This is a genomic window from Vibrio sp. 10N.261.46.A3, assembly GCF_041472995.1.
In the GTDB taxonomy this organism is placed as follows: Bacteria; Pseudomonadota; Gammaproteobacteria; order Enterobacterales; family Vibrionaceae; genus Vibrio; species Vibrio coralliirubri.
Window position 1 is genome coordinate 100,285 of sequence record NZ_JBFRRH010000006.1, and the last position, 14,441, is coordinate 114,725.

A 14,441-nucleotide genomic window follows, 5' to 3' on the forward strand; every position below is an offset into this window, starting at 1 on the left:
AAGTCGATATGGTTCAGACTTTTAATGCATAGATATTGTCCACATACTCAATCAGGATGATAATAAATATTAACTAAATTGTTAAAAGTATGAACGTCATGGACTCGACCTATACCATCATCATTGCTGATGACCACCCTCTCTTTCGCAACGCCCTGTTTCAGTCAGTTCATATGGCGATCAGTGGTGCGAACCTGCTTGAGGCCGATTCTCTCGATGCCTTACTGACTCTGCTAAAGAAAGAAGATGAGCCGGATCTATTACTGCTCGATCTGAAAATGCCGGGTGCCAATGGCATGTCAGGCTTAATTCAACTTCGCGCTGAATACCCTGATCTACCGATTGTGGTGGTCTCTGCCAGTGAAGATGCTAGCGTGGTCACTCAGGTGAAGAGCCACGGTGCCTTTGGCTTTATTCCTAAGTCGAGTGATATGCGTGAGTTGGTAAGTGCACTGAATCAAGTGCTGAATGGCGACCCGTTCTTCCCTGAAGGGCTTATCACTAATAATGCAGCGTGTAGCGACCTTGCAGAAAAGATTTCCACACTGACGCCTCAGCAATACAAGGTATTAGGGATGCTTTCTGACGGCTTGCTTAATAAGCAAATCGCGTATGAATTGAATGTTTCGGAAGCGACCATCAAAGCACATATGACAGCCATCTTCCGTAAACTGGATGTGAAAAATCGTACTCAAGCGGTTATCTTGCTACAAGAAGTCCACAATTAAGCTTCACTGATATCCTCTTCTAAAGTCGTCTTAGGTAAACATAAACCCAACCTGACGACTTTATGATCATCGATCTCTGCAACTACCCAAGTAATGCCATGCCACTCAAAGCTATCGCCCAATACAGAGTGTGCGCCAAGCTCTTGAGCAACCAATTGTTTTAGCGTCATTTCTCGCTCTTCTTCCGAGCCAAGTTCAATACCATAACAATCACTCACTGCCGCAACTGATAGCTCAACATCCAAGAAGAAGTCACCAAAGAATCGTGCCGCTTCTTCTGCTAGAGGCGCCTCACTGAACAACGAACTTAAGCTGTCCAAATCTTTGTCTTGGCCAAGCACGCATAAGATATCGTTCGCCTCCAACACAGTGCTACCTGATGGGTGGAGCATCGCATCTTGTCTAAACAGTGCTGTAATGCGCGTCCCTTCTGGCATAGATAAACGCTTCAGCGGCTCGCCGACACACCACTTCTCGTCTTTCAATTTGTAAACAAACATCTCCCACTCACTGGTCGGATAAATTTCCATACCAGTACGAGAAATCGGTGTTGGCGTCGGTGGTAAAGTCACTTGAGCGAGTCTTGCGACTTTCATTAAGCTACCACCTTGAACAATCAGCGAAACCATAACCACGAAGAAGGCGATATTGAAATACAGCTGAGCATTAGGCAGGCCAGCCATCATCGGGAATACCGCTAAAATGATCGGTACTGCACCACGCAAACCTACCCAAGAAACAAACCAGCGTTCTTTGGTGGTAAAGCTTCTGAACGGCAGTAAACCCAACCAAACCGACAGCGGACGAGCAAACAAAATCATACCGAAGGCCAGTGCTAGCGCAGGCAGAGCAATGTCCATCAGCGTTGATGGCGTCACCAATAAACCCAACACCAAGAACATCACGATCTGGCTTAGCCACGTCATGCCATCAAGAACATTAAGAATAGAGTGTCGAGAGCGCGTCGGGCGGTTACCAATGAACAGGCCTACAAGGTAGATCGATAAGATACCGCTGCCGCCAAGCATGTTAGAGAACGCAAACAGCGCCACACCACCACTGAGCACCAAAATAGAGTAAAGGCCGTCAGCCAGTTGCACTCGATTGATAAGACTCCATAGAAGCCAACCACCGCCAATGCCGACAAGGGTGCCGATACCAAACTGCATCGCAAAGCTTTTCAGTAGGAAGTTCATCCCCATTTCAGCATCAGGCGTGCCCAGCAGCGCAATTAAGGTCACCGTCAGGAACACCGCCATTGGGTCGTTGGTGCCTGATTCAATTTCTAGGGTTGAGCCAACACGCTCATTGAGGCTCTGCCCTTTCAGCAAAGAAAATACCGCAGCCGCATCGGTCGAGCCCACAATCGCGCCAACCAAGATGCCCTGCATCAATGACAAATCGAACAGCCACGCGGCCATTAAACCAGTGAGAGTCGCGGTACATGCCACGCCTATTGTAGCGAGCGAGAGAGACGGCCAAAAAGCGACCTTAAAACTCGCGACCTTGGTTCGCATACCGCCATCAAGCAAGATCACAGCAAGCGCAAGGTTACTCACCAAGTAAGTGAGTGAGTAATCATCAAAATTAATGCCACCGGGTCCATCTTCACCGGCTAGCATGCCAACGAAAAGGAAGATCAAAAGAATAGGAACGCCCAAGCGAGAGGACACTTGCGAAAAAAGCACACTGATAGCGATGAGCACCGCACCAGTTAAAAATAAGTGGTTAATAGTTATTGCGTCCAATTCGTCCCCCCAAAGAATAAAACCCGAGCTTTAAGCATGTTGATCTTCTGCCGTTAAGCAAGGCGCGGTCGGTAAAAGTGCCGCTGATACTATAACAAACTTATGTTTCGCTTCGTGTCATATGCAGGACTAAATACCGTTTCTCGGTCATTTAGTTGTTAAATTTTATGACTCGCATACTAATTCATGCGCTTTTGTTAGACCTTAGGCTAATTTAACAACATTGTAACATCACATTTTTCTATGGTTATGCCTTCCAACGCCCATATTTCAGTGAATTAGCGCTAATAGTGTCCCGACTAAAGTTGCACAGATCCCTTTACTTATCCTTGCTACATTCTAAATCGTAACATTACGTTAACACAGCCATTTACAAAACGGTTTCTACGAAAACGGAATAAAGGAGAAGGCAATGGCGTTCGAATCTACGGAACATGCTCAAGCCTACTGGAAGGAAAACTTGGGAATTATGGGAACACTGCTCGCGGTTTGGTTTGCAGTGTCTTACGGCGCTGGCATCTTATTTGTGGATGCCCTCAATACCGTTCAGTTTGGCGGGTTCAAGCTAGGATTTTGGTTCGCTCAGCAAGGTTCGATATACACCTTCGTGGCGCTGATATTTATTTACGTTGTTCGCATGAATGCGCTCGACAAAAAATACAACGTACAGGAAGACTAGAGGCTAGAACATGGATATTCAAACTTGGACGTTTATTCTCGTCGGTATTACTTTCGCGGTATATATCGGCATCGCAATCTGGGCTCGTGCAGGGTCTACTAGTGAGTTCTACGTTGCTGGCGGTGGTGTACACCCAGTAGCAAACGGCATGGCGACCGCCGCTGACTGGATGTCGGCAGCATCATTCATCTCAATGGCAGGTATCATCTCATTCGTTGGTTATGACGGTGCGGTTTACCTAATGGGTTGGACAGGTGGTTATGTACTACTTGCGCTATGTTTAGCACCTTACCTACGTAAGTTCGGTCAGTTTACGGTTCCTGATTTCATCGGTGAGCGTTACTACTCGAAAACGGCACGTATGGTAGCGGTATTCTGTGCAATCTTCGTATCGTTTACGTACGTTGCAGGCCAGATGCGTGGTGTGGGCGTTGTATTCTCTCGTTTCCTAGAAGTTGATATTAACCTAGGCATCATCATTGGTATGGGTATTGTGTTCTTCTACGCAGTACTGGGTGGCATGAAAGGCATCACTTATACGCAGGTAGCTCAATTCTGTGTCCTCATTTTCGCCTTCCTTGTTCCAGCAATCTTTACCTCAATCATGATGACAGGTAACCCACTTCCACAAGTTGGTATGGGCTCTACGCTATCAGGCACGGATGTTTACCTCCTTGATAAACTGGATGGACTGACCGAAGAGCTCGGATTTACCGCCTATACCGAAGGTAACAAGAGCATGGTAGATGTATTCTTCATCTGTGCGGCTCTAATGGTCGGTACTGCGGGTCTTCCACACGTAATCATTCGTTTCTTCACGGTACCAAAAGTACGTGATGCTCGTATCTCAGCGGGTTGGGCACTACTGTTCATCTCATTGCTATACACAACAGCACCAGGCGTTGCAGCATTCGCTCGTGTAAACATGATCGAAACAATCAACGGCCCAGACATGCAAGGTGTCGCAGCAGCAGACGCACCAAGCTGGTACAAAAACTGGGAAAGCACTGGTCTAGTAGGTTGGGAAGATAAGAACGGCGATGGCAAAATGTTCTACTCGGGCGATGAGCGCAACGAGATGAAGATTAACCGTGACATCATCGTACTGGCTTCTCCAGAGCTAGCGAAACTACCAAACTGGGTTGTAGCACTGCTTGCAGCCGGTGGCCTAGCAGCCGCACTATCAACAGCCGCGGGTCTACTATTGGTAATCTCAACGTCGATTTCACATGACTTGTTGAAGAAAGGCTTCAGACCAAACATGACCGACAAGCAGGAGCTGTTAGCCGCTCGTCTGGCAGCCATGGTCGCGATTGTCGGTGCCGGTTACTTGGGTATTAACCCACCAGGCTTTGTAGCACAGGTAGTAGCGTTTGCCTTCGGCTTAGCTGCAGCATCCTTCTTCCCAGCGATTATCCTAGGTATCTTCTACAAGAAGATGAACAAGGAAGGCGCAATTGCAGGTATGTTGTCAGGTATTGCCTTCACAGCAAGCTACATCATCTACTTCAAGTTCATTAACCCAGCAGCAAGCACACCTGAAAACTGGTGGTTTGGTATCAGCCCAGAAGGCATCGGTACGCTAGGTATGTGTCTAAACTTCGTAGTATCGATTGCTGTAAACAAAGTAACTGCTGAAGTACCACAAGATGTACAAGATATGGTTGAGAACATCCGTTACCCGAAAGGTGCAGGTGAAGCTCACGACCACTAAGCACGACCACTAAACAAAGATGTTTAGCAAAAAATGAATCAGTACTTACATTGTAGGGATTAGGTACTGACTCCAGAAAGCCGATACTTCGTGTATCGGCTTTTTCTTTTTCTGCTCACTTTATAAAAAGAGAAACAAAGGGTTGTTTTTAAAATCACACATGATAATAATTATCATTAACATCCAATAAAGAGATGCAGATGATGATGAAAGAGCAGCAGGTTCTCTATTCGAGGTTTTACAAAGCACAGGATCGCTTTGCTTCATTAGAACAAGTTCAAGGCCATGAGCCGTTTGTAATTCGAGAGTATATCGAATGTGCACTCACGCTTTCGGCTTACTATGAAAAGCATGCCGCTCAAGAAAACATCTTGTTGTGCGAGCTGTATCTACGCCAAGTTTTCTTTCATTTGATTGAAGCGATTGAGTCTCCTGAACGCAGTTTCGCCTTTCGTCATATCTGCCTAGACTCTATTCACTCACCACTATTTTATTTGAAGCGCCACTACTGCCAGCAACCGCAAGGCCAAGCGCGTTTTTTGAATCTCAGCCAAACACTACAACAAGTCCAAGCCCCACTTGGCTAACAAGGATAGAACATGACCCTACAATTTCGGATTGAAAAAGACAGCCTGGGCGAAGTGAAAGTCCCTGCCGATGCGCTTTACCAAGCACAAACTCAGCGTGCAGCAGATAACTTCGCGTTTAGCTCGCACAAGATGCCGACCAGTTTTATTCAAGCACTGGCGTTAATTAAACAGGCAGCGGCAGATACCAATGCTCAGTTAGGTCTACTAGAAGGTGATATTGCCAACGCGATAGCCGAAGCCAGCCAAGAGATAATTGAGGGCAAACATCTCGATCAATTCCCGATCGATGTTTACCAAACCGGTTCAGGTACCAGTTCCAACATGAATGCCAATGAAGTGATTGCTACGCTTGCTTCAAGAAGCTTGCAAGGCGACGTGAACCCCAATGATCACGTCAACATGGGCCAAAGCAGTAACGATGTGGTGCCAACCGCAATTCAAGTGAGCGTTGCTTTGATGGCAGAAAACAAGTTGTTGCCAGCACTAACTCACCTTTCTGAAGCACTTACCGTTAAACAGCAAGAGCTTGCTGAAGTAGTAAAAACAGGCCGTACTCACCTAATGGATGCAATGCCAATAACCTTTGCTCAAGAGCTAGGTGGCTGGAAGTTCCAGATAGAACACGCTAAGCAAGCAATAGAGAACGCCCTGCCCGCTATCAAGGCTCTAGCACAAGGTGGTACTGCGGTTGGAACAGGGATCAATGCTGACCCACGCTTTGCCGATAAATTTGCAAGTAACCTGTCTCAATCGACAAAGATCAGTTTCAGCTCCAGTGAAAACTTCTTTTTTAACCTCAGCAGTCAAGACGCGATCGTTGCGCTCTCTGGTCAGCTCAAAACTGCAGCAGTTGCGATCATGAAGATCTCAAACGATCTTCGTTGGATGAACTCTGGGCCGTTGGCTGGCTTAGGGGAAATTGAATTACAGGCTCTACAGCCAGGCTCATCGATCATGCCTGGCAAGGTAAACCCTGTGATTCCAGAAGCTGCAGCTATGGCGGCGGCGCAAGTCATTGGCAACGACACCACCATTACCGTAGCTGGACAATCAGGTAACTTCCAACTCAATGTGATGCTGCCAGTGATTGCTCATAACGTTCTAGAAAGCATTGAGTTGTTGGCAAACAGCTCAGTCGCTTTAGCGGACAAAGCCATCGCGACCTTCACGGTACGCCAAGATAACCTCGATTTAGCCTTGTCAAAGAACCCAATCCTAGTGACCGCACTTAATCCTGTGATTGGCTACTTGAAGGCGGCTGATATTGCCAAGAAAGCCTATAAAGAAGGCTTACCAATTCTGGATGTCGCAGAAAGAGAAACCGATCTTAGCCGAGAAGAGCTCAGTAAACTGCTTGATCCAACCACACTGACACAAGGTGGCATTGCGGGTTAAAGTAAATCGGTCATCCATAACCGAGCGAAAAAGGCCTCAGCTGAGGCCTTTTTAATATCTAAGAGTTCATTAAACTAACTCACGCGATTCAATACCGCTCTGAGTTTTAACGGTTTCACTGGCTTGGCAATAAAGCTAAAGCTGTTGGCCTTTATCGCTGCCAACATGTCATCGGTTCTATCGGCACTGATGATGACACCTTCAAAAGAATCTCCAAGGCGCAAGCGACACTGCTGTAATACTTCGAGACCCGTTCTGCCATTATCCAAACGGTAATCCGAGAAAATGACATCTGGCAGCCAACCCTCATCTAGGCACTGCAAGCTTTCGACCAGATCAACCGCCGTCTTAACCTCACAACCCCAACGTCCAATCAGATTTTCCATGCCGACTAAGATTTCTCGTTCATTGTCGACACACAATATCTTGAGATGTTCGATGTCGCTGGTCGCCATTGGCGTCGAAGTTTGCACAACTGGAGCCACTTTTTCCGCGCGAGCCAAGGTGATGGAAAAGACACTACCTTGCCCCGGCCATGAACGCATCGAAATTTGATGGCCAAGCACATGAGCAATACCTTTCGAGATAGCCAGCCCTAATCCCAATCCTTGATCGGCTCGCACTTGGCTGCCACGAGTAAACTCTTCAAAGATCTCTTGTTGCTTGTCTTCATCGATACCGGTTCCGTTATCCCACACATCAATTCGTACTTGTCCATTCACTCTTCTCGCACCCAGTACCACTTTCCCTTCCGGGTTATAGCGGAACGCATTGGTCAAAAAGTTCTGAATCACACGCCTTAACAGCTTAGGGTCTGAGTGAATGAACAATGACGATGGGATCATCTTAAACTCAATTTTCTGTTGTCTCGCTAAGGCACTAAATTCCGCATTTAAGTTGGTTAATACCTCATGCACGGCAATCGCGTGAATGTTGGTTTCTAGCTTTCCGGACTCCAATCGAGAGATATCCAGCAAGTCGCCAATCAAATCTTCTGCGGCGCCAAGTGCACTCTCGATGTGAGATGACAGTTGCTTCACCTCTTGCTCTTTTGCTACCTCAGACAGTGACGAAGCAAATAGACGTGCGGCATTGAGCGGTTGCATCAAATCGTGGCTTACCGCGGCTAGAAAACGACTCTTAGATTGTGACTCTTGATCCGAAATCTGCGTGGCTTTTACCAAGCGATGATTCAGTTTTTCGAGTTCTTGAGTTCGCTCATGCACTCTCGATTCCAAGCTTTCATTGGCATCTTTTAGGGCTTGCTCTGCTTGTCGGAATACCGTGATGTCGGTAAAGCTCATCACAAAACCACCACTTGGCATTGGGTTACCTTGCACCTCAATCACTCGACCATCAGGACGAATACGAGAAGAGGTGTGTCGAGTGCCTTGCTCAAGGTGATAAACACGGCGACGAACGTGATCTTCTGGGTCACCCGGACCACACAAACCCTGTTCGGCATTATGGCGAATCACATCGGAAATGGGTCGCCCAACCTGAATCAAACCCGCAGGAAATTCAAACAGCTCTAAGTAACGTTGATTCCACGCCACCAGCCTCATTTGTTTATCTATTACTGCGATGCCTTGGCCAATATGTTCAATCGCTCCTTGCAGTAAACCACGGCTGAAGTCGTACAGTTCCGAAGCTTCATCCACGATGGTTGCGACTTCTTCAAGCTGCATGTTTCTTCCCTGCAAAGCGGAAGTAAGTACTAACTTAGCAGACGAAGCACCAAATACACCTGCGAGCACGCGCTCTGCGTGTCGAATCAGACTGGCAGGCGCTTGTTGATTAGGAAGCAGCGGCTGACCGTGTTGTTGCCAGTAGCTGTGTAAGGCACTTTTGGCACGCTTACGGCCTACAAAACGCGACGCCAGCATCTCTAATTCAGCGACTGTCACGCGATTCTGATAGAGGCTGATATTCTCGTTCTCAGGCAGTGGCGTGCCAACAAATGCCGCCGATTGTAAGCGCTCACTTAGGCTTGGGCGAGTCGTCACCGAAACCACGGCATAACACAAGGTGTTGAGCACAATACTCAGCACAATTCCCCAGTTTGAGCTGCTGATATCCCAGCTGCTGAGCAACTCTGGTGGCGTGATAATCCACAATAAAAGGTTACTTTCACTATCGCCCGCCAACATGCTGGTTTGGCTCATTAGGGTAATCAGCCAAATCAACGAGCCAACCATTAGGCCGACATACACACCCTTACGGTTACCCGGGCGCCAGTACAAACCACCGATAAGTGCGGGAGCGAATTGAGCAATCGCAGCAAAGGAAAGAAAGCCAATCGCTGACAGTGAATGGATGGTATCGAGCGCCTGATAAAACAGCCAAGCACCCAATAACAGCAGTAAAATTAGTCCGCGGCGAATCACCAATAGCAGGCCAGAAAAATGTCGATGGGTCCTTTGGGTTAGGCGCATACGGCGCAGCAACAGTGGCATCACTAAATCGTTCGACACCATGATCGCCAAGGCGATGGTCGACACTATCACCATGCCACTTGCCGCAGACGTACCACCAAGAAAAGCCAGCAAGGCAATGTGATTCGCACCTTCTGCCATTGGCACGCTGATCACGTAGGTATCCGCTGGCATGCCAGTAAGTAGCCCTTGCCCTGCCCAAGCAATTGGCAGCACGAACAGTCCCATCAAAATCAGGTAAAGCGGAAACAACCAGCGAGCGGTATGCAGGTCTTGAGGACGTTCGTTCTCTACCACCATGGTATGGAACTGGCGTGGCAGACAGACAATCGCCAACATGGTCAAAACGGTATGAATAATTAAGGTCGGAATATTCGGTGATTCGTAGGTGGAAGCCGCCACATCAAGCAGGTCGATTTTGTCGCTGCTCATCGCCAGATACATGATGAACAGGCCAACAATCAAGAATGCCGCGAGCTTAACGATGGATTCAAACGCCACCGCCATCATCATGCCACGGTGATGTTCCGTGTTATCAATGTGCCTAGTACCAAACAACATGGTAAAAATAGCCAAAGCACCGACCACAAACCAAGACACATGATAGTCCTGATAGCCGAAGTCAGCCGCTAGGTTGGGCGCAACAATATCCAACCCCATGGTGATACCACGCAGTTGCAGAGCGATATAAGGAAGGATACCGACCACGGCGATAACGGTCACCGCCACCGCTAAGCCCTGGGATTTTCCGTAACGAGCCGCGATAAAGTCGGCAATGGAGGTGATGTGCTCCCGCTTTGCAATCAGGATCAGCCGCGCCAAGATCCGCCAGCCTAGTGTAAAGACCAGAATCGGGGCGAGGTAAATGGGTAAAAAGGACCAAGGGTTATTGCTCGCCTGCCCGACCGTTCCATAGAAGGTCCAAGAGGTACAATACACGGCAATCGAAAGGCTATAGATCCACGGGCGCCAACGCGATAGCCAACGAACTTGCCTGTCTCCATACCAAGCTATCAGAAATAACACGCCCAAGTAGGCTAAAGAGACTGGAATTACTATCCATCCTTGCATTGAAAACCCTTTTCTCATCCATAAAAAAACCTCTCCATAAGGGAGAGGTTTCATTTAACTAAGGATGGGGGATTAACTCAATCGCATCGCTTAAATTCTGTGCTTTAGACTCTAATTATCAGCATTTGCTGTGAGATTCTGACTGTTCCGAATCTGATTGATTAATCTCAACCACTGAACTTCTTTCATCCAACTTAATGAACAGAGCAAGTGCACCCATTGCAGCCATACCCCAGAAGATATTTGCGCCCCAAAGCTCATAACCCCAACCACTTAAGGTAGTCATTAATGCAATAAAGGCACCTAATGGAATCGCGTTATACAAGGCTTGTAGCGCAACCATCTTGTTTTGTTCTTCAGATTGGATGTATTGAATCGCGGCGATGTGTGCCATCGCAAATGTCACACCGTGCAGCAACTGCACCATAACCAGTGCGAAAATCGCCGTTGTTGATGCGGTAATACCCCAACGCGCCATCACTCCAATAGCCGCGACGACAAACAAAGTACGCAGTGACCAGCCTGAGAATAATCGCTTACTCAGAGCAAATACGGCCACTTCAGCAACAACACCTAAGCTCCACAAGTAACCGATGATCGCTTCTGAGTGACCCGCTTCTTTCCAATAAATCGCACTAAAACTGTAGTAAGCCGCATGGCTACCTTGCAGCAGCGCCATCAAGGCTAAAAATTTTACCACTGACGACTCACGCAGCAGTTCACCTAGTTTTGGTCGCGCCGCTTGTTGCTCAGATTGCGTTACTGGCATCACGTTAGGATTTCTCATCGCCAGAATCAATGACAACAACACGCCCGCAAGTGCAGTATACAAAATCATGTCGGTGCCAAATTGTGCCACCAAATAGCCAACAACCGTTGAACCTGCGATAAAGGCAATTGAACCCCAAAGGCGAGTTCGGCCGTAGTCGAGCATTTTCAAACGACTGTAATGGTTAGCCATCGCATCAGAAAGAGGAATGATCGGCCCACAACAGAGGTTAAACAGTACCGTTGCCAACAACATCAGTATAAAGCTGCCACCGGTGAAGAAGTGGAAACCGACAAACAGCAGCGCAGCGAAACTCAAACAGCGTAGCGCTGGCATCAAGTGTTCCACTTTATGGATACGCGGCGTAATCACTAGGTTAGCCACACAACGAGTCGCAAAACCGATACCAATCAATACGCCAATATCACCAGCAGACACGCCTTGGTCTTCAAACCACAACGCCCAAAATGGCAAATACACGCCATACGCAAAAAAGAAACCAAGAAAATACTGAGAGATCCAGCCATAGGGTGAAGGGCTAAACATAAATGACCTATAAAGTGTGCGGAAAAAGGCAGCACCAATTATGCCTATCTCGCATACGATGAAAAAGGGAATTATTACTGGGATAGTATTCCCATATTCAATGGGTCTGAATATCGCATTTCAATAAGAGATTTCACGCTCATTAATACCCATACTCGCATTTAGACTAAAGTCGTCTGGAGCTTCGCTGGTATTTTGTCAGACTGATTAAAGACTCCCATTTCTTCTTGTGATGCTTATGCCTGACAAATTTAATATGCAGCACCCACCCTTCGATAGCCTGTCCGACGCCGAACAGTTGAAGCTGCGCTCTTCATTAGACGTGGTGTATTACCGATCCCAAGAAGTGATACTGGAAGCTCAAAGGCCGAGCCGACACCTGCACATTTTGATCAAAGGGGCTGTTGAAGAGCGCGCGAGCAGTGATGGTGAGATTTACGCACACTATGCCAATGACGATATTTTTGATGTTCGAAGCCAGTTTGAACCTCACACCAAACACCAATATATCGCACTCGAAGATACATTAAGTTATCTGCTGCCCACCGATATTTTTCTTGAGCTTTACCACGCCAATGGCCAATTCGCGGCCTACTTTGATAGCAACCTATCAACACGAAAAGCTTTGATAGAAGCCGCCCAGCAGCAACAGAATCTTGCCGAGTTTATATTGACCAAAGTGGATGACTCTATCTATCACCCACCACTGATACTTGAACCAAACCAACCGATCAACCAAGTCACTCAAACCCTTAAAGAACAAGGGTTAGATTCGGCCCTAGTTCATTTGGAACATGATGATCCAAAAGCTTTTGAATCATCATATTTCTTGCCGTATGGAATCGTCACTCGAACCAATTTATTGCATGCTGTGATGCTCGATAATTTCCCACTGGATGCCCCTGTCGGTGAGATCGCAACGTTTCCGGTGATGCACGTGAACCAAGGCGATTTCTTATTTAACGCCATGATTACCATGACCAGAAATCGAGTAAAAAGGTTGATGGTTTGTGATGGTAAAAATGCGGTTGGCATGGTGGATATGACACAGATCCTCAGTGCATTCTCCACACATTCCCACGTTCTTACTTTGCGTATTGCGCGCGCCACCAGCGTTGAAGAATTGGCAATGGCATCTAACAAACAACGTCAACTGGTCGAGAGCTTGCTCAGTAATGGGATTCGCACACGCTTTATCATGGAGCTGATTTCTGCGGTCAACGAACAGATCATAGAGAAGGCTTTTGAGTTGGTGATCCCACCGGCACTGCATAATCATTGCTGCCTAATCGTATTGGGTTCCGAAGGCCGTGGGGAACAAATTCTCAAAACCGATCAAGACAACGCGCTAATAATTCAAGATGGTTTGGAGTGGCATCAATGCCAAAGCGCCATGAACGACCTCACTCATACCCTCCAACAATTGGGTTACCCACTGTGCCCGGGCAACGTGATGGTCAACAATCCAAAATGGGTGCATTCACAACAAGAGTGGAAACAAACCCTCACCCATTGGGTAAAAAAAGCCACGCCAGACACCGTGATGGATATTGCGATCATGGCAGATGCAGACGCTGTGGCGGGGAATAGAGAGCTATTAAAACCTGTAAAGCAGCACCTCAGTGATTTAATGCTCGGACAAGAATTGATTCTGACGGAGTTCTGCCGCCCGGCGTTGAACTTCTCAGTCCCCCTCACCCTATTTGGTAATGTGAAAAAATCCAAGTCAGGGCTCGATATCAAACAAGGTGGTATTTTCCCTATCGTGCATGGTGTGAGAGCGCTTTGTCTTGAGCATGGTGTCACCGTAAACAACACCTTCGAACGCATTGAGCAACTGGTCAGCAAGAAAGTGCTTGAGCAAAGTACTGCCGATAATCTCAGTGAAGCGCTCAAGCAATTCTTCAAGTGGCGCTTAGCCCAAAGGCTTTCTCAACAGCACAGCAGCAACAAGATTAACGTCAAACTGATGGAGCGAGCAGACAGGGATCTGCTTCGTCATAGCCTGCACGTGGTGAAGAAATTCAAGCAATGGCTCGGCTACCACTATCAGATACGGGATTAGGCGATTGAACGATGAATAGGTTGGTTCGCTATTACTGGCATCACAAGCTCAAAGGCTCTCTCTATCAGCCTCTGTTTACTGCGCCTATTGATCATGAATATGTATCGCTCGATTGTGAAACCACCAGCCTAGACCCCAATCAGGCGGAATTAGTCACTATTGCCGCGACCAAGATCATCGGTAACCGAATCATTACCAGCCAACCTTTTGAAGTCCGATTGCGCGCCCCGCAATCGCTTGATTGCAATTCAATAAAAATCCACCGTATTCGTCATCAAGATCTAAAACACGGCATCGAAGAAAAACAGGCTTTAATCGAGCTACTGAACTTCATTGGAAATCGTCCTTTAGTCGGCTATCACATCCGCTATGATAAAAAAATTCTCGACCGCGCCTGTTTAAAACAGCTTGGATTTCCACTGCCTAACCGATTAGTCGAAGTGAGCCAACTCTATCAAGACAAACTCGAAAGACAGCTGCCCAATGCCTATTTTGATCTCAGTATGGACGCCATCTGTCGCCAGCTCGATTTACCCATCCCGGTCAATAAACATGATGCATTACAAGACGCTATCTCCGCTGCGCTGATCTTTGTACGCCTGAAACATGGTGACCTGCCCCGTTTCAACTCTTCTTATTCTTAATTCAACCACTGGCGCTTTACATAGAGAGCAACATCTCAAAAATGAACTTAACTCGCT

General features: G+C 47.3%; 10 protein-coding genes. 7 read left to right on the top strand and 3 right to left on the bottom strand.

The features are described from left to right. The first annotated feature begins 98 nt into the window (after positions 1-98). Positions 99-728: a response regulator transcription factor gene (locus tag AB4484_RS02285; protein WP_048605445.1), complete on the top strand. Its 630-nt coding sequence runs from the start codon at positions 99-101 to the stop codon at positions 726-728. Here AB4484_RS02285 and AB4484_RS02290 read toward each other — a convergent pair. Further along, entirely contained in the window at positions 725-2,476 is a 1,752-nt protein-coding gene (locus AB4484_RS02290) for a potassium/proton antiporter (protein ID WP_050642908.1), read from the bottom strand. The two genes, AB4484_RS02285 and AB4484_RS02290, sit on opposite strands and share 4 nt — an antisense overlap. Before the next feature lie 412 nt (positions 2,477-2,888). Between AB4484_RS02290 and AB4484_RS02295 the strand changes: the two genes are divergently transcribed. From AB4484_RS02295 to AB4484_RS02310, 4 genes are all read left to right on the top strand, one after another. Further along, complete coding sequence (locus tag AB4484_RS02295) at positions 2,889-3,155, top strand: DUF4212 domain-containing protein (protein ID WP_010435433.1); 267 nt, start codon at positions 2,889-2,891, stop codon at positions 3,153-3,155. A 10-nt stretch (positions 3,156-3,165) separates the two neighbouring features. After that, entirely contained in the window at positions 3,166-4,869 is a 1,704-nt protein-coding gene (locus AB4484_RS02300; protein WP_017062715.1) for a sodium:solute symporter family protein, read from the top strand. 200 nt (positions 4,870-5,069) lie between these two features. Next, positions 5,070-5,456 carry a hypothetical protein gene (locus AB4484_RS02305; RefSeq protein ID WP_081090254.1) on the top strand — a complete coding sequence of 129 codons (387 nt, stop codon included), beginning with the start codon at positions 5,070-5,072 and terminating at the stop codon, positions 5,454-5,456. Positions 5,457-5,468: 12 nt separating this feature from the next. Then, positions 5,469-6,854: a class II fumarate hydratase gene (locus AB4484_RS02310; RefSeq protein ID WP_372076239.1), complete on the top strand. Its 1,386-nt coding sequence runs from the start codon at positions 5,469-5,471 to the stop codon at positions 6,852-6,854. Between the two features lie 74 nt (positions 6,855-6,928). Here AB4484_RS02310 and AB4484_RS02315 read toward each other — a convergent pair whose 3' ends face one another. Together AB4484_RS02315 and AB4484_RS02320 are read right to left on the bottom strand one after the other, a co-directional pair. Then, positions 6,929-10,360, bottom strand: a complete 3,432-nt coding sequence (locus tag AB4484_RS02315; protein WP_372076241.1) for a PAS-domain containing protein — start codon at positions 10,358-10,360, stop codon at positions 6,929-6,931. A 118-nt stretch (positions 10,361-10,478) separates the two neighbouring features. Then, positions 10,479-11,675, bottom strand: coding sequence for a 3-phenylpropionate MFS transporter (locus tag AB4484_RS02320; RefSeq protein ID WP_017062710.1), 1,197 nt, complete (start codon positions 11,673-11,675; stop codon positions 10,479-10,481). Positions 11,676-11,907: 232 nt separating this feature from the next. Between AB4484_RS02320 and AB4484_RS02325 the strand changes: the two genes are divergently transcribed. Both AB4484_RS02325 and AB4484_RS02330 read left to right on the top strand, forming a co-directional pair. Beyond that, a complete protein-coding gene (locus tag AB4484_RS02325; protein ID WP_372076256.1) occupies positions 11,908-13,740 on the top strand; it encodes a DUF294 nucleotidyltransferase-like domain-containing protein in 1,833 nt (610 codons plus the stop codon). Positions 13,741-13,751: 11 nt separating this feature from the next. Further along, positions 13,752-14,384 (top strand): 3'-5' exonuclease, encoded by a 633-nt coding sequence (locus AB4484_RS02330; RefSeq protein ID WP_017062708.1) that lies wholly within the window; start codon positions 13,752-13,754, stop codon positions 14,382-14,384. The last annotated feature ends 57 nt before the right edge of the window (positions 14,385-14,441 follow it).